14 protein-coding genes are annotated in these 15432 nt (G+C 72.1%); 7 read left to right on the top strand and 7 right to left on the bottom strand.

What is annotated here, in order from left to right; translation table 11 throughout:
* Positions 1-77 precede the first annotated feature (77 nt).
* The 3 genes from pth (at position 78) to ACZ7G1_RS22820 (ending at position 2109) form a co-directional block, all read left to right on the top strand.
* Complete coding sequence (gene pth / locus ACZ7G1_RS22830) at positions 78-677, top strand: aminoacyl-tRNA hydrolase (protein WP_470877446.1); 600 nt, start codon at positions 78-80, stop codon at positions 675-677.
* A 40-nt stretch (positions 678-717) separates the two neighbouring features.
* Positions 718-1161, top strand: coding sequence for a hypothetical protein (locus tag ACZ7G1_RS22825; RefSeq protein ID WP_470877447.1), 444 nt, complete (start codon positions 718-720; stop codon positions 1159-1161).
* Between the two features lie 126 nt (positions 1162-1287).
* Positions 1288-2109: an LPXTG cell wall anchor domain-containing protein gene (locus ACZ7G1_RS22820; protein WP_470877448.1), complete on the top strand. Its 822-nt coding sequence runs from the start codon at positions 1288-1290 to the stop codon at positions 2107-2109.
* 74 nt (positions 2110-2183) lie between these two features.
* Here ACZ7G1_RS22820 and ppc read toward each other — a convergent pair whose 3' ends face one another.
* A complete protein-coding gene (gene ppc, locus ACZ7G1_RS22815; protein ID WP_470877449.1) occupies positions 2184-4913 on the bottom strand; it encodes a phosphoenolpyruvate carboxylase in 2730 nt (909 codons plus the stop codon).
* A 277-nt stretch (positions 4914-5190) separates the two neighbouring features.
* On the opposite strand from ppc, the gene ACZ7G1_RS22810 reads away from it, so the two are divergent.
* From ACZ7G1_RS22810 to ACZ7G1_RS22800, 3 genes are all read left to right on the top strand, one after another.
* Positions 5191-6174 carry an acyl-CoA desaturase gene (locus tag ACZ7G1_RS22810; protein WP_470877450.1) on the top strand — a complete coding sequence of 328 codons (984 nt, stop codon included), beginning with the start codon at positions 5191-5193 and terminating at the stop codon, positions 6172-6174.
* Positions 6171-6863, top strand: coding sequence for a TetR/AcrR family transcriptional regulator (locus ACZ7G1_RS22805; protein WP_376490855.1), 693 nt, complete (start codon positions 6171-6173; stop codon positions 6861-6863). The genes ACZ7G1_RS22810 and ACZ7G1_RS22805 overlap by 4 nt, the downstream gene beginning before the upstream one ends.
* A 196-nt stretch (positions 6864-7059) precedes the next feature.
* On the top strand, positions 7060-8769 hold the full coding sequence (locus tag ACZ7G1_RS22800; protein WP_470877451.1) for an FG-GAP repeat domain-containing protein: 1710 nt from the start codon (positions 7060-7062) through the stop codon (positions 8767-8769).
* Positions 8770-8870: 101 nt separating this feature from the next.
* Here ACZ7G1_RS22800 and ACZ7G1_RS22795 read toward each other — a convergent pair whose 3' ends face one another.
* Complete coding sequence (locus ACZ7G1_RS22795; RefSeq protein ID WP_470877452.1) at positions 8871-9704, bottom strand: trans-aconitate 2-methyltransferase; 834 nt, start codon at positions 9702-9704, stop codon at positions 8871-8873.
* Between the two features lie 163 nt (positions 9705-9867).
* Between ACZ7G1_RS22795 and ACZ7G1_RS22790 the strand changes: the two genes are divergently transcribed.
* Entirely contained in the window at positions 9868-10365 is a 498-nt protein-coding gene (locus ACZ7G1_RS22790; RefSeq protein ID WP_369144694.1) for a MarR family winged helix-turn-helix transcriptional regulator, read from the top strand.
* Here ACZ7G1_RS22790 and ACZ7G1_RS22785 read toward each other — a convergent pair.
* The 5 genes from ACZ7G1_RS22785 to ACZ7G1_RS22765 all read right to left on the bottom strand — a co-directional run bounded on the left by ACZ7G1_RS22785 (position 10324) and on the right by ACZ7G1_RS22765 (position 15305).
* Positions 10324-11094, bottom strand: a complete 771-nt coding sequence (locus ACZ7G1_RS22785) for a LuxR C-terminal-related transcriptional regulator (RefSeq protein ID WP_470877453.1) — start codon at positions 11092-11094, stop codon at positions 10324-10326. The two genes, ACZ7G1_RS22790 and ACZ7G1_RS22785, sit on opposite strands and share 42 nt — an antisense overlap.
* A gap of 240 nt (positions 11095-11334) precedes the next feature.
* The gene (galK, locus tag ACZ7G1_RS22780; protein WP_470877454.1) at positions 11335-12474 is read right to left on the bottom strand and encodes a galactokinase; all 1140 of its coding nucleotides are present in this window, start codon (positions 12472-12474) and stop codon (positions 11335-11337) included.
* A complete protein-coding gene (gene galE, locus ACZ7G1_RS22775; RefSeq protein WP_470877455.1) occupies positions 12471-13469 on the bottom strand; it encodes a UDP-glucose 4-epimerase GalE in 999 nt (332 codons plus the stop codon). The genes galK and galE overlap by 4 nt, the downstream gene beginning before the upstream one ends.
* Entirely contained in the window at positions 13466-14509 is a 1044-nt protein-coding gene (gene galT / locus ACZ7G1_RS22770; RefSeq protein ID WP_470877456.1) for a galactose-1-phosphate uridylyltransferase, read from the bottom strand. Before galT ends, galE begins: the two co-directional genes overlap by 4 nt.
* Before the next feature lie 112 nt (positions 14510-14621).
* On the bottom strand, positions 14622-15305 hold the full coding sequence (locus ACZ7G1_RS22765; protein ID WP_470877529.1) for a helix-turn-helix transcriptional regulator: 684 nt from the start codon (positions 15303-15305) through the stop codon (positions 14622-14624).
* Between the last annotated feature and the right edge of the window lie 127 nt (positions 15306-15432).

Genomic DNA, 15432 nt, shown 5'->3' with positions numbered 1-15432 from the left:
GACGGGGTGATGGGCCGTACCGGCCCGTCGCCCCGTTTCTCTTTTCTCTCACGCGCATACGAGGAGACCTGACGCACATGACGACGGACGACGCCAACGCCCCCTGGCTGATCGTCGGCCTCGGCAACCCGGGGCCCGAGTACGCGGCCAACCGCCACAACATCGGTTTCATGGTGGTGGACCTGCTCGCCGAGCGGATGCGCGGTTCGTTCAAGCGGGCGCAGAAGGCCCAGGCGCAGGTCGTGGAGGGCCGGATGGGGCCTCCCGGGCCGGCGAGCCGCCGGGTGGTCCTGGCGAAGCCGATGTCGTACATGAACCTGTCCGGCGGCCCGGTGACGGCGCTGCGGGACTTCTACAAGGTGCCGACGGCGCATGTGGTGGCCGTCCACGACGAGCTGGACATCGACTACGCGACGCTGCGGCTGAAGCTGGGCGGTGGCGACAACGGGCACAACGGTCTGAAGTCGATGACGAAGTCGATGGGCGCCGAGTACCACCGGGTGCGGTGCGGGATCGGGCGTCCGCCGGGCCGGATGCAGGTCGCGGACTTCGTCCTGAAGGACTTCTCCTCGACGGAGCGCAAGGAACTCGACTGGTTCGTGGACCGTGCGGCGGACGCGGTGGAGTGCCTGGTGGCGGAGGGTCTGGAGCGGGCCCAGTCGGCGTACAACTCATAGGTCCCGGCGTTCGGAACGTACGACTGTACGATCGCGGGTCATGACGCACGTCCGTAACGCCGCCATGGCCCTGGTCGCCCTGCTCCTCGTCGTCGCGGGCGCGTGGGCCTCGTGGAACTCCGCCCAGCACGTCCTGCTCGCGAAGGGCCGTGAGCACGGGACGCTGACGGTGACCGGCTGCACGGAGGAGACGTGCAGCGGTACGTACGCCCCCGAGGACCCCTCGTCGACGCGGCGGACGCTGACGATCACGCGCTCGGTCGCCGCGGAGAAGGGCGAGACGATCCCGGTCGTGGTGAAGCCCGGCACGGACGAGGGCGTGCGCACGGGCTGGGGCGGCGGTCTGCACGCGTGGCTGCCGCTCGGCGGGGCGCTGCTGCTCGCGGCGCCGCTCATCGGGGGCGGTCTGCGGCTGACCCGGACGGCCTGGTCGGTGGCGGCGGCCGGCGGGGCGCTGCTCGTCGCGGCTTTCCTCGCCCTCTGACCGGATTGCGCCGCTTTACTGGCGCAATCGTTATGGACCTCTGGGTTAAGCGTGCCTTAAAGCGATGGATAGGCTGCCCCAGCCACCTCCCACGGCATCCCTCATTCCACAGATGGACGACTGCACATGCGACGCTCCTTCATACCCGCAGCCGCTCTTGTCGCGGCGATGGCGGGCTCCCTCGCCCTGGCCCCGGTGGCCTTCGCTTCCGCCGGCCCCAAGGGCGACAACGGCACGGTCAAGATCCACGACTCGAAGACCGGCCAGGAGATCAAGGCCAACGAGCCGCACGTCTGCGAGTTCTACCTCGACGGCTTCAAGTTCGACAGCGCTCAGGAGATCTCCTGGGTCATCGACGGCCACGCGCCGACCGCCGACCTCAAGGGCATCTCGGGCACGCTGACGCTGGACGCTTCCGGCAACGGCCGTACCGAGGACCTCAAGCTCCCCGACGGCCACTACAAGCTGGAGTGGAACTTCAAGGGCGAGAACGGCAAGGCCAAGCAGAAGGTCTTCTGGGTCGACTGCGAGGAGGAGACCTCCACCAACGGCGGCTCCACCAACGGCGGTACGACCACCACCGGTGGCACGGCCACGGGTGAGACCTCGGCGACCGGCGGCGCGGCCACCGGCGAGACCACGGCCACGGGTGGCACGACGACCGGTGAGACGACCGCCACGGGTGGCACCACCACCGGTGAGACCTCGGCGACCGGCGGCGCGGCGACGGGCGAGACGTCCGCGACGGGTGGCACCGGCACGAACGGTGGCGCCACGACGGGCGAGAACACCGGCGGTTCGGCCGCGGGCGGTTCGGACACGAAGGACGAGGGCAACCTCGCCGAGACCGGTTCGAGCGCTCCGGTCGGCATCATGGCCGCCGCGGCCCTGGCCCTCGCGGCCGCCGGCGCGGTCCTGGTGACCCGCCGTCGCAAGGCGCAGCAGTAACGGCGCCCAGCCCCCACACGTCTGTGCCCCCGCCGGGTCTCCGGTCGGGGGCACAGTCATGAACGGGGTGCGGGTCAGCCGGTGTTGCGCAGACCCGCGGCGACGCCGTTGACGGTCAGGAGGAGGGCCCGCGCGAGCAGCGGGTCCGGTTCCTGGCCGGCCGCGGCGGCGGACCGCTGACGGGCCAGCAGGGCGACCTGGAGGTAGGAGATCGGGTCCAGGTAGGCGTCGCGGATGGCGAAGGTCTGCTGGAGGACCGGGTTGGAGTCGAGGAGCTTCTCGCCGCCGGTGACCTTCAGGACCTCGGCGACGGTGAGCGCGTGCTCGGCCTCGATGTCGTCGAAGACGTGCTTGAGCTCCTCGGGGACGAGGGTGTCGACGTAGTGGCGGGCGATCCGCAGGTCCGTCTTCGCGAGCGTCATCTCGACGTTGGCGAGGAAGTTGCGGAAGAAGTGCCAGTGCTCGTACATCTCGCCGAGGACCTCGTCGAGGCCGGCCTCGCGCAGCGCCTTGAGGCCGGAGCCGACGCCGAACCAGCCGGGGACGATCTGGCGGGACTGGGTCCAGCCGAAGACCCACGGGATGGCGCGCAGTCCGTCGAGGGAGACGCCGGAGCCGGGGCGGCGGGACGGCCGCGAGCCCAGGTGGAGGTCGGCGAGCTGGTCGACGGGGGTCGAGGCGAGGAAGTACGTCGGGAGGTCCGGGTCCTCGACGAGCTTGCGGTACGCGGTGTGGGCGGCGTCGGAGACGGTGTCCATGGCCGCGTCCCAGCGGGCGAGGGCGTCGTCGGACTGGCGCGGCGCGGTGTGCAGCGCGGAGGCCTGGAGGGTGGCGGCGACCGTCAGTTCCAGGTTCTCCCGCGCCAGGGACGGGATCAGGTACTTGTCGGAGATGACCTCGCCCTGCTCGGTCACCTTGATCTCGCCCTCCAGGGTGCCCCAGGGCTGGGCGAGGATCGCGTCGTGCGAGGGGCCGCCGCCGCGGCCGACGGTGCCGCCGCGGCCGTGGAAGAGGCGCAGGCGCACGCCGTAGCGGTGGGCGACGTCGCGGAGCCTGCGCTGGGCGCGGTGGATCTCCCACTGGGAGGTGGTGATGCCGCCGAACTTGGAGGAGTCCGAGTAGCCGAGCATGACCTCCTGGACGTCGCCGCGGAGCGAGACGAGGCGGCGGTAGGAGGGGTCGGCGAGCATGCCGTCGAGGATGACGTCGGCGGCCTTGAGCTCGTCGGTGGTCTCCAGGAGCGGGACGATGCCGATCTTGGCCCAGCCGGCGTGCAGGTCGATCAGGCCGGCCTCGCGGGCGAGGACGGTGGCGGCGAAGACGTCGTCGGCGCCCTGGCACATCGAGATGATGTACGACTCGATGACCTCGGGGCCGAAGCGCTCGAAGGCTTCCTTGATGGTGTGGAAGACGCCGAGGGTCTTCTCGCCTGCGGCGTCGAGCGGCGCCGGGGTGGGGGCGAGCGGGCGGCGCGAGCGGAGCTCCTTGGCGAGCAGCTTGCGCCGGTAGTCGCGGGGCATGTCGGCGTACCGCCAGGACTCCTCGCCGAGGCGGTCGAAGAGCTGGCCGAGGGCGTGGTGGTGGGCGTCGGCGTGCTCGCGGACGTCCATGGTGGCGAGCTGGAGGCCGAAGGCGGAGAGGGTGCGGATGGTGCGGTCCATCCGGCCGTCGGCGAAGAGGCCGCCGCGGTGCTCGCGCAGCGAGGTCTGGATGAGGGTGAGGTCGCGGATGAGTTCGGCGGTGCCGAGGTAGTCGCGGCCCTCGGTGTGCGGGGTGCCGGTGGCGAGGCGCTCGCGGGTGTTGACGAGCTTCTGCCGGATGCAGGTGGCCTTGAGCCGGTAGGGCTCCTCGGCGTTGAGGCGCTTGTAGCGGGGGCTGATCTCCGGGAGGAGTTCCAGGTCGCGCTGGAGGGAGTCCAGGAGTTCCTGGGTGGCTCCGGCGTAGCGGATGGAGTTGGAGAGCAGTCCGCGCAGGTAGTCGACGAGTTCGAGGGCGTCGGTGATGCCGTGCTCGTGCTGGAGGATCAGGACGTCCCAGGTCACCTGGGGGGTGACGTTGGGGTTGCCGTCGCGGTCGCCGCCGATCCAGGTGCCGAAGGTCAGCGGGCGGGTGCCGGCGGGGAGTTCGACGCCGACGCGCTCCAGCTCGGCGGCGAGGTCCTCCAGGACGTCGCCGACGGCGCCGGCGTGCAGCTCGTCGAGGTAGTAGATGGCGTTGCGGGCCTCGTCGGCGGGCTCGGGGCGGGCGACCCGGAGTTCGTCGGTCTGCCAGATGAGGTCGATGTTCTCGGCGAGCCGCAGGTCGTGGCGGCGCCGGTCGGCCTCGATGACCGGGGTCTCCAGGAGCGCGGCGATGCGGCGGAGCTTGTTGAGGACGGAGCGGCGGGCGGCCTCGGTGGGGTGCGCGGTGAAGACGGGCCGCACGTTGAGGTTCCTGACGGTCTCGCGTACGTGCTCGGGGTCGCCGTCCTTGAGCATGTCGGCGGTGCGGGCGAGGAGGCCGCCCTCGGCGGCGCGCTTCTCGCGCATCTCGCGGCCGCGGTGGACCTGCTCGGTGACGTTCGCCAGGTGGAAGTAAGTGGAGAAGGCGCGCACGAGCTGGGCGGCGGTCTCCAGCTCGACGCCCTGGAGCAGCTCGGCGGCGGCCTCGCCGTCCTCGCGGGTGAGGCGGCGGACCTTCTCGACGAGGTCGAGGAGCTCGTGGCCCTCCTGGCGGACGAGCGTCTCGCCGAGGAGGTCGCCCAGTCGGCGGATGTCGGCGCGCAGCTCGGCGCTGGCGGTGGGGGTCTGGTCGGCACTGCTCACAGGTGCGGCTCCTTGCAGTGTTTCAGCACGTCTGGAGGGGTTCTGGAGGCTTGCGGACCGCGCTGTCCGACGCACCCAGGATAGGTGTCCACATGCTGGGCGGCGGGCAGGGCCCTGTTGTGCCCTCTTGCCGCGCGCCCCGGCGCTGCCATACTTACGACGCCGTAGGTTACGGAGGCGTAGCCTCGGCGGCGTTTTCGCGCGGTTCCGCGTGGTTTCTTCAGTTTCCTGCATTTCACCCACCCTCACGCTCACCTTTCACCCCCTGGGGACATCCATGACCATGAGCCCCGAGGTGACCTCGGCGCCCGAGACGTCCGACGGCACCGCGGATCTGCCCTTCGCCACGCTCGGCGGCGACCGGAAGGGTTCGCTGGAGCAGTTCGCGCTGCTGCTGTTCATCACGGTGCCGTTCGTGGCACTGCTCGCGGCGGTGCCGCTGGCGTGGGGCTGGGGGGTGAGCTGGCTGGACCTGGTCCTGATGGTGGTCATGTACTACGTCGGCTGCCACGGCATCACGATCGGTTTCCACCGGTACTTCACGCACGGCGCGTTCAAGGCGAAGCGGCCGCTGCGGATCGCGCTGGCGATCATGGGCTCGCTCGCGGTGGAGGGTCCGCTGGTGCGCTGGGTGGCGGATCACCGCAAGCACCACAAGTTCTCGGACATGGAGGGTGACCCGCACTCGCCGTGGCGGTTCGGGGAGACGGTTCCGGCGCTGATGAAGGGCCTGTGGTGGGCGCACATCGGCTGGATGTTCGACGAGGAGCGGACGCCGCAGCACAAGTACGCGCCCGATCTGATCAAGGACCCGGCGATCCGGGCGATCTCGCGCCAGTTCGTGCTGTGGACGGTGGTGTCGCTGGCGATCCCGCCGCTGGTGGGCGGTCTGGTGACCTGGTCGTGGTGGGGCGCGTTCACGGCGTTCTTCTGGGGTTCCCTGGTGCGGGTGTCGCTGCTGCACCACGTGACGTGGTCGATCAACTCGATCTGTCACGCGGTGGGCAAGCGTCCGTTCAAGTCGCGTGACCGCTCGGGCAACGTGTGGTGGCTCGCGGTGCTGTCCTGCGGGGAGTCCTGGCACAACCTGCACCACGCGGACCCGACGTCGGCGCGGCACGGGGTGCTGCGCGGGCAGATCGACTCGAGCGCGCGGCTGATCCGCTGGTTCGAGCAGCTGGGCTGGGCGACGGACGTGCGCTGGCCGGCGAAGTCCCGCATCGAAGCCCGCCGCCAGAGCGTGTCCGCAGACGCGGCATGATGGAAGACGTGGCGATCGAGGGCAGGACCGGCGGTACCGGCAGCAGTAGCGGAGAGCAGAAGCCCCGGCGGGGGCGCCGGGTGCGGATGACGGGCGCGCAGCGCCGGGAGCAGCTGCTCGACATCGGTCGCACGCTCTTCGCCGAGAAGGGTTTCGAGGGCACGTCGGTGGAGGAGATCGCGGCGAAGGCCGGGGTGTCCAAGCCGGTGGTGTACGAGCACTTCGGCGGCAAGGAGGGGCTGTACGCGGTCGTCGTCGACCGGGAGATGCGTCAGCTCCTCGACGGGGTGACGGGCGCGCTGACGGCCGGGCATCCGCGGGAGCTCCTGGAGCAGGCGGCGTTCGCGCTGCTCGACTACATCGAGAACTACACGGACGGGTTCCGGATTCTCGTACGGGACTCCCCGGTGGCGCAGTCGACGGGCACGTTCGCGTCGCTGATCAGCGACATCGCCACGCAGGTGGAGGACATCCTGGGTCTGGAGTTCAAGGCCCGGGGGTTCGACCCGAAGCTGGCGCCGCTGTACGCGCAGGCGTTGGTGGGCAGTGTGGCGCTGACGGGGCAGTGGTGGCTGGACGTCCGCAAGCCGAAGAAGGCGGAGGTCGCGGCGCATCTGGTGAACCTGGCGTGGCACGGGCTCGACGGTCTGGAGCAGAAGCCGCGGCTGATAGGGCACCGCAAGAACTGACGGGGCACGGCGGGGACGGGCGGGGCGGGGACCTGACGAGTTCGGGGAAATACGGTGGCTTCCCCAGAGTCGAACAGGAGTACACTCCGGTCCACATCCGAGGGGGGTGCCCGCCCTCCGTACGTGCCGACTGCCGTACGGACGCGTCGCGGACCCCTGCCTTGGGCCCTGTTCTCGTTCCCCAGGGGGGGATCTTTTGCGTTCCGCTTTCTCCGGGCGCGCCCGTCGTCTCACGACGTGCACCGCGCTCGCCCTGTCCGCCGGCATGCTCCTCGCGTCCCCGGCGGTGGCCGACTCCGCGCCGCGTCCGGCCGTCGAGCTGCCGCAGCGCGACCACGCGCCGCTGAAGCTCGACTGGTCGGTGCCGTCCGGCTCGGCGAAGGCCGGTACGGCCCAGGCCGACGCGGTCCTGGCGCCCCGGCTCGACCTGGACGGCGACGGCCGTACGGACCTGCTCAACCGCGAGTGGGACGGCCGGCTGTACGCGGTGCCGTCCACCGCCGCGTCCCCGGCGGACCCGTGGCAGGGCCTCAACGGCTCCGTCTCCATCAAGAACGAGATCGTCCCGCTCGGCGACCTGAACGGCAACGGCGCTCCCGAGGTGCTGACCGTCTCGAAGTACGGGCAGCTTGAGCTCTTCTCCGACGCCTCGCTGACGTCCGGCTGGCGCCAGTGGTCGGGCAACGGCTGGACGATCTACAACAAGGTCTTCTCGCCCGGTGACGTCGACGGCAACGGCAAGGCGGACCTGCTGGCCCGCAAGCACAACGGCGACCTGTTCCTGTACCTGGGCACCGGTTCGCTGACGTCGCCGTTCGGGGCGCCGAAGCAGGTGGGCCGCGGCTGGGGCATGTACGACCAGATCGTGGGCCTCGGCGACAACGACGGCGACGGCAAGGGCGACGTCCTGGCCCGCAAGCTGGGCGGGCAGCTGTTCTTCTACGGCAGCTCCGGCGACACGAACGCCCCGTTCAAGGCCCCCAGGGCCGTCGGGACGGGCTGGGGCACGTACAACCAGATCGTGCCCGTCGACGACCAGAACGGCGACGGCAAGGCCGACCTGCTCGCCCGCGACCAGGACGGCACCCTCTACCGCTACCTGGGTCTGGGCGACGGCCGTCTCGGTCCGCGCGCGCAGGTCAGCTACGACCGCGGGGCGCGTGCGGTCGACCAGTTCAGCGGTTCGGGTTCGATCGCCTCCTCCGGCAAGAACGCGGTCCTGGCGCGGAGCAAGGCGGGCGTCCTGTCCGTCTACTACGCGAACAACAGCGGCGGCCTCGGCCAGCGCTACGAGGGCGGCGACGGCTGGAACGGCCTCTCCCTGGCGTTCGCCCCGTCCCTCGGGCAGGACAACGAGGGCGACCTCCTCGCCGTGGTCCAGGGCTACCTGTACGGCGAGGACGAGACGATCCTCGGCAGCGGCTGGCACGTCTACAACAAGATCGCCGGCATCGGCGACCTGAACGGCGACGGCAAGGGCGACCTGCTGAGCCGGGACGCCGCCGGCAACCTGTACCTCTACCGGGGCAACGGCGAGGGCACGGCCCTGCACGCCCGGATCAAGGTCGGCACCGGCTGGGCGGGCTACAACGCGATCCTCGGCGCCGGCGACTACTCGGGCGACGGCCGCCCGGACGTGATCGCCCGTGACGGCAAGGGCAACCTGTTCCTGTACCGCGGCACCGGCAACGCCAACACCCCGCTCGCGGCCCGGCAGCAGATCGGCACCGGCTGGACGTACGCCCGGATCGTGGCCCCCGGTGACCTGAACAGCGACGGCAAGGCCGACCTGCTCGCGGTGAACGGGGCGGGCGAGCTGTGGCGCTACCTGGGCGTCGGCGACGGCTCCTTCAAGCCGCGCGTCCGCATCGGCACGGGCTTCCAGACGTTCAACGCCATGTACTAGGCCCTGCACTCGGCGTAGATCGTGAACGCGGGCGCCCCGCACCGGATGTCCGGTGCGGGGCGCCCGCGCGTCTCCCCCGTCTTCGGCGTGCCCCGGTGCGGTCAGCCCCGCTTGCGCGCGACGGCGAAGATCCGCCGGAAGGGGAAGACCGTGCCGTGCGGGCCGGGCGGGTAGGCCTCGCGGAGCAGGGCCCGGTACTGGGCCAGGAAGGCGTCGACGGCCTCCCGGTCCTCGCCGAGGGTGGTGAGGACGGGCCGCAGGGCGGTGCCCTTGACCCAGTCGAGGACGGGGTCCTCACCGTGCAGGAGCTGGCTGTACGTGGTCTCCCAGACGTCCGTCTCGCAGCCGAGGTCGGTCAGCCGGGTGAGGTAGTCGGCCGGGTCGAGGATGTGGACGAAGCGGCGGCCCTGATCGCCGAGGCGCTCGCGCCACTCGGGGGTCTCGCAGAGCTCGCCGAGGAGGGCGTGGCTGGGCGAGGTGAAGTTGCCGGGGACCTGGAAGGCGAGGGTGCCTCCCGGGTGGAGTCCGTCGATCCAGCCGGCGAGGGACTCGGGGTGGTTGGGCACCCACTGGAGGGCCGCGTTGGAGACGATCAGGTCGTAGGGCTCGGTGGGCGTCCAGTGGGCGGCGTCCGCCGGACGGAAGTCGAGCCAGCCGCCGCCGCGGGTGGTGCCCGCCCAGTCCTTCTCGGCGCGCTCCAGCATCTCCGGCGAGAGGTCGAAGCCGGTGATGTGCGCGTCGGCCCACCGGTCGGCGAGGAGGGCCGTCACGTTGCCGGGGCCGCAGCCGAGGTCGGCGATGCGGGCGGGCCTGTCCTGGGCCGGCAGGTGCGGTATTCGGGCGAGCAGGTCGAGGAAGGGCCGGGTGCGGTGGCCGGAGTGACGGAGGTACTGCTGCGGATCCCAGGTTGGTGCGGCGGATTCCACGGAATGCATGTTCGAAGCCCCCTTGCTGGCACGTGTTGCCGAAGCGGAACGAAGTTCCGGCCGGGTCTCTTCCCCGTAGTCCAGGGAAATATATCTTGACTCCAAGATACTTGAGATCGAGAAACTTGAACCCAAGAGACTTTATGTCAACAGACCCTCTACACTGATCGTCATGGAGGACGAGGTCGACCGACTGGTCGCTGCATGGCGCCGCGAGCGCCCCGACCTCGACGTGGAACCGCTCGAGGTGCTCAGCCGCGTCTCGCGGCTCGCCCGGCACCTCGACCGCGCCCGTCGGCTCGCCTTCTCCGAGCACCAGCTGGAGCCCTGGGAGTTCGACGTCCTCACCTCGCTGCGCCGCGCCGGAGCCCCGTACCAGCTCTCCCCCGGCCAGCTCCTCACCCAGACCCTCGTCACCTCCGGCACCATGACCAACCGCATCGACAGGCTCACCAAGAAGGGCCTGGTCGAGCGGCTGCCCGACCCCAGCGACCGGCGCGGCGTCCTGGTCCGCCTCACCCCCGAGGGCCGCGACCGCGCCGACGAGGCGCTCGCCGGACTGCTCGCCCAGGAGCGCGCCATCCTCGCCCAGCTCTCCCGCGCCCAGCGCGGCGAACTGGCCGGACTGCTACGCCGGCTGACCGCCCCGTTCGACAACATCCCCGGTTAGCGCGGACGCCGGCTCGGCCGGACCCACCCCCGCCCGCCGGGCCAGCGCCACCGCCGCCAGGGTCGAGTGCACTCCCAGCTTCCCCAGCACGTTCTGCATGTGCGTACGGACGGTGTGCGGGGAGAGGAAGAGCCGCTCGGCGACCGCCTTGCGGCCCAGGCCCGCGACCATGCAGCGCAGCACCTCCCGCTCGCGCGGGGTCAGCGACTCCACAAGACGCTCGCTGTCCGTCCGGTGCTTGCGGGCCGCAGTCAGCTCCCGCAGGACGCCGGTGAGCAGCGCGGGTGGCAGATGCGTCTCGTCCCGCAGCACCCCGCGGACCACGGCGAGCAGCCGCTGGAGCGAACAGTCCTTGGCGACCCAGCCGGAGGCCCCGGCCTGGAGGGCGAGCGCGGCCCGGCGCGGATCGTCCTTCTCGGCCAGGACGACGGTGCGGACGGCGGGCTGGACCCGGCGCACGCCCGCCACCAGGGCGATCCCGTCGACCGCCGGCTCGGTCTCGTCGGCGGCCGGACGGGCCGCCGCGGCGGGTCCCGCGCCCAGCTCGGCGTCGACGAGCAGCACATCGAACCTGCGCCCCTCGGCGACCCCGCGGTCCAGACAGCGCAGCGCGGCCGGGCCGCTGCCGGCGGCGGCCACGTCGACGTCGGGCTCGGCCGCGAGGGCCGCGGCCAGCGACTCGGCGAAGATGCGGTGGTCGTCCACCACCAGGACGCGGATACGTGCCACGGACACCCCCAAGTGTCGAGGAACGGACCGGCGCGGGGTACGGCGCCGGAGGCGGGTCCGTCGTTCGCCCGGCCGCCGCCGTGCGTTGACTGTTACCCCGCTTCCGGCGCCGTACCCGACGGTCTCGACCCCTGAACAGCACCGGCCCCCACCGGCGCTGCCCAACAGAGTAGGGGCGGGGCGGCGCGGTGGGGGCCGTTTGGCGGAACTGCGCGAAGTCGTACGGGCGCGGGGGCCGGCTCAGAGCCGGCGGGCGCCCGCCGATGCCACCGCCGGGAAGATCCCGGGGGCGGCGTGACCGGCGTCGGCGAAGGCCTGGGTGACGGCGCCGGCGACCTCGTCGGCCCGGTCGGCTTCGACGAGGACGACGGCGGAGCCGCCGAAGCCGCCGCCGGTCATCCGGGCGCCGAGCGCCCCCGCCGCGTTGGCCGCCTCCACCACCAGGTCGAGTTCCGGGCAGGAGACCCGCAGATCGTCGCGGAGGGAGGCGTGCCCCTCGGTGAGGACCGGCCCGACGGCCCGGGTGGCTCCGGCGTCGAGCAGGGCGATCACGCGCTCCACCCGGGCGTTGTCCGAGACGACGTGCCGGACGTACCGCAGAATCGTCTCGTCGCCCAGGCGTCCGAGGGACTCGGGCAGTTGCACGGCGCTCACGTCACGCAGGGCCTTCACACCGAGCGCCCGCGCACCCGCTTCACACCCGGCGCGCCGCTCGGCGTACGCGCCGTCTCCGAGCGCGTGCTTGACGCGGGTGTCGACGACGAGCAGCCCGAGCCCCTCGGCGGCCAGGTCGAAGGGGACCTGACGGTACGAGAGGTCGCGGGTGTCCAGATGGAGGGCGTGGCCCTCCTCCGCGCAGGCGGAGGCCATCTGGTCCATGACGCCGCAGGGGACGCCGACGAAGGCGTTCTCGGCGCGCTGGGCGATCCGGGCGAGCTCGGGCCGGGAGAGCCCGAGCTCGAACAGCTCGTCGAGGGCGACCGCGGTGACGACTTCGAGGGCGGCGGACGAGGAGAGCCCGGCGCCGGTCGGCACGGTCGAGGTCAGGTGGATGTCCGCGCCGGTGACCGGGTGCCCGGCCGCCCGCAGCGCCCAGACCACGCCGGCCGGATAGGCCGCCCAGCCGCCGCCGGAGAGCGGTTCGAGGGCGTCGACCTCCAGCTGGACGATGCCGCCGTCGACGTCGGCGGAGTGCAGCCGCAGGACGCCGTCGTCGCGGCGGGAGACGGCGGCGACGGTGGTGTGCGGCAGCGCGAGCGGCAGCACGAAGCCGTCGTTGAAGTCGGTGTACTCACCGATGAGGTTGACCCGCCCGGGGGCGGCCCACACCCCGTCGGGCGCGGCGCCGTACAGCGCCTCGAAGTCGGCGGCGACGCTCACGGGCGTGCTCCTTCCCGCTGCGTACGGGCGAAGGCCCAGGCGTCGGCGACGACGGCCGCCAGGTCCGGGCGGGAGGGGGTCCAGCCGAGCCGCTCGCGGGCGGCCTCGGCGGAGGCGACGAGGACGGCCGGGTCGCCGGGCCTGCGGGTCGCGGTGATCTCGGGGACGGGGTGTCCGGTGACCGCGCGGACGGTCTCGACGACCTCGCGGACGGAGAAGCCGTTGCCGTTGCCGAGGTTGCAGACCAGGTGCTCGCCGGCCGGCACGGAGCCCGCGGTCATGGCGTCGAGCGCCAGGAGGTGGGCCTCGGCGAGGTCGGCGACGTGGATGTAGTCGCGGACGCAGGTGCCGTCCGGGGTCGGGTAGTCCTCGCCGTACACCGAGATGGCCCCGCGCTCGCCCAGGGCGACCTGGAGGACGAGCGGGATGAGGTGGGACTCGGGGTGGTGGCGCTCGCCCTGCGTGCCGTACGCCCCGGCGACGTTGAAGTAGCGCAGCGAGACGGCGGCCAGGCCGTGGGCGGCGCACTCGCCGCCGATCATGTGGTCGACGGCCAGCTTGCTCGCGCCGTACGGGCTGGTGGGCGAGGTCGGGGCGGACTCGGTGATCGGCACGGTCGCCGGCTCGCCGTAGGTCGCCGCGGTGGAGGAGAAGACCAGCCGGCGCACCCCCGCTTCGCGCATGGCCGCGAGGAGCGCCATGGTGCCGCCGACGTTGTTCTCCCAGTACTTCTCGGGCTTGGCGACGGACTCGCCGACCTGCGAGAAGGCGGCGAAGTGGAGCACGCCGTCGTAGGAGGGGTCGAGCCACTTGGCCGCGTCCTGGACGCGGCCCTCGATGAACTCGGCGCCCTCGGGGACGCCTTCGGCGAAGCCGGTGGAGAGGTCGTCGAGGACGGTGACCCGGTGGCCCCGCTCCAGGAGGTGGGCGGCGACGACGCTGCCGACGTAGCCGGCCCCTCCGGTCACCAGGTACCTCTTCGCGGTCGTGGTCATGCGCTCGCCACCTCTCGGAGTCGTCGGGCCGCGTCCTCCGGCCGTACGTCGTTCATGAACGCGCCCATGCCGGACTCGGTGCCCGCGAGGAACTTCAGCTTGCCAGAGGCCCGTCGGACGCTGAAAAGCTCCAGATGGAGTCCGAAGTCCTCGCGCCGCTCGTCCGTGAACGGCGCCTGGTGCCAGGCGGCGATGTAGGGCGTCGGCGGCTCGTCCGGGCCGAAGATCCGGTCGAAGCGCCTCAAGAGTTCCAGGTAGACCTGTGCGCACTCTGTGCGCTCGGCCTCGTCGAGGGCGAGCAGGTCGGGTACCCGGCGCTTGGGGTGGAGGTGCACCTCGTACGGCCAGTGGGCGGCGTACGGGACGAAGGCGATCCAGTGCTCGGTCTCCAGGACCACCCGCTCGCCGTCGGCCTGCTCGCGGGCGACGACGTCGTCGAAGAGGTTCCGGCCGGTGGCGGCCCGGTGCTCGTCGGCGCGGCGGCGCATGGCGGCCGTCCGGGGGGACACGTACGGGAAGGCGTAGATCTGGCCGTGCGCGTGGGGCAGGGTGACGCCGATCTCGGCGCCCCGGTTCTCGAAGCAGTAGACCTGCTCGACGCCGGGCAGCGCGGCGAGCGCGGCGGTGCGGTCGGCCCAGGCGTCGATGACGAGGCGGACCCGCTCCTCGGTGAGGTCGGCGAAGGAGAGCGCGTGGTCGTCGGTGAAGCAGACGACCTCGCAGCGGCCGACGCCGCCGGAGAGGGAGGGGAAGCGGTTCTCGAAGACCACCACCTCGTAGCTCTCCTCCGGGACCTCGCTCTCGCGGCCGTCCCTGGCGGGGCAGAGCGGGCAGGCGTCGGCGGGCGGGTGGTAGGTGCGGGCCTGCCGGTGCGAGGCGATGGCGACGGGGTCGCCGGTCAGCTCGTCGTACCGGATCTCGGAGCGGGAGACGACGGGGGTGAGGGGGCGCGGGTCGACGGCGGTGCGGACCGCGTCGTCGCGCGTGTCGTAGTAGATCAGCTCGCGCCCGTCGGCGAGCGTGGTGGCGGTCTTCTTCACGGGGGTGGCCTCCGGGCAGGATCAAACAGAAGCACGCACAAAGAATCACATTCAAACATCGGCGTCAATGCCGAAGCCGGGCCCCGCACCACGGGACCCGGCGAAACCCACCTCAGCAGGGGCCGCGCTGCCCAGGAACCGCCCGGTCCAACAGCCCCGTACGCGCCGCGAGGGCCGCCGCCTCAAGGCGCGAACCGACCCCCAGCTTCATCAGGACCCGCTGCACATGCGTCCGCGCCGTACTCGACGCGATCCCCATCCCCGCCGCGATCAGCCGGGTGTCCTCCCCCTCCGCCACCCGGACCAGGACCTCCACCTCCCGCTGCGTCAGCATCCGCAGCAGCCGCTGCGCCTCGTCGTCCGGCTGCGCCGACGGATGGAGCAGCTCCGCGAAGGCCCCCTGGAGCAGCGCCGGCGCCACCGCCGACTCCCCCGCCCTGGCCTTCACGAGCGCCCGCTCCACCCCCTCGATCCGCTCGTCGTGCCGGACGTACCCCGAGGCCCCGGCCGCGAACGCCGCCGCGATGCCGCGCGGCGACGGGACCGGCCCCAGCACCACCACCGCCGTCTGCGGCCGCTCCCGCCTGATCCGTACGACCACGTCGAAGGCGCCCGGCTCGGCCGGCGCGGCCGTGCCGAGCAGACAGACCTCCGGCGCCCGGCCCGCCACCAGCTCCGCGGCCGCCGCCACCGGCGCGCCCGCCGCGAGCACCCGGTGCCCGCGCAGCTTCAGCGCCGAGGCGAGCGCCTCCGCGAGAAGGCGGTGGTCGTCGACCACCACGAGGCGTACGCCCATCCCGGTCATCCCCCATCCTCCGGACCCGCCGTCCGCCGGCCGGTCCGCTCGACCCCGAATTCTTCGCCACCCGGCGCGGTATGCAAACAGCCCGGCACGTCGGGGTGAACCGACACGCCGGGCTGTA

It is taken from the genome of Streptomyces sp. NPDC037273 (assembly GCF_055603625.1).
This window is presented reverse-complemented; position numbering and strand designations above follow the sequence as displayed.

Bases quoted from the DNA above. Each gene is read 5' to 3' on its own strand.
- ACZ7G1_RS22820 (WP_470877448.1), top strand. From the start codon at position 1,288: ATGCGACGCTCCTTCATACCCGCAGCCGCTCTTGTCGCGGCGATGGCG.
- ACZ7G1_RS22790 (WP_369144694.1), top strand. From the start codon at position 9,868: ATGGAGGACGAGGTCGACCGACTGGTCGCTGCATGGCGCCGCGAGCGC.
- ACZ7G1_RS22825 (WP_470877447.1), top strand. From the start codon at position 718: ATGACGCACGTCCGTAACGCCGCCATGGCCCTGGTCGCCCTGCTCCTC.
- ACZ7G1_RS22805 (WP_376490855.1), top strand. From the start codon at position 6,171: ATGATGGAAGACGTGGCGATCGAGGGCAGGACCGGCGGTACCGGCAGC.
- ACZ7G1_RS22795 (WP_470877452.1), bottom strand. From the start codon at position 9,704: ATGCATTCCGTGGAATCCGCCGCACCAACCTGGGATCCGCAGCAGTAC.
- ACZ7G1_RS22810 (WP_470877450.1), top strand. From the start codon at position 5,191: ATGACCATGAGCCCCGAGGTGACCTCGGCGCCCGAGACGTCCGACGGC.
- ACZ7G1_RS22765 (WP_470877529.1), bottom strand. From the start codon at position 15,305: ATGGGCGTACGCCTCGTGGTGGTCGACGACCACCGCCTTCTCGCGGAG.
- galE (WP_470877455.1), bottom strand. From the start codon at position 13,469: ATGACCACGACCGCGAAGAGGTACCTGGTGACCGGAGGGGCCGGCTAC.
- pth (WP_470877446.1), top strand. From the start codon at position 78: ATGACGACGGACGACGCCAACGCCCCCTGGCTGATCGTCGGCCTCGGC.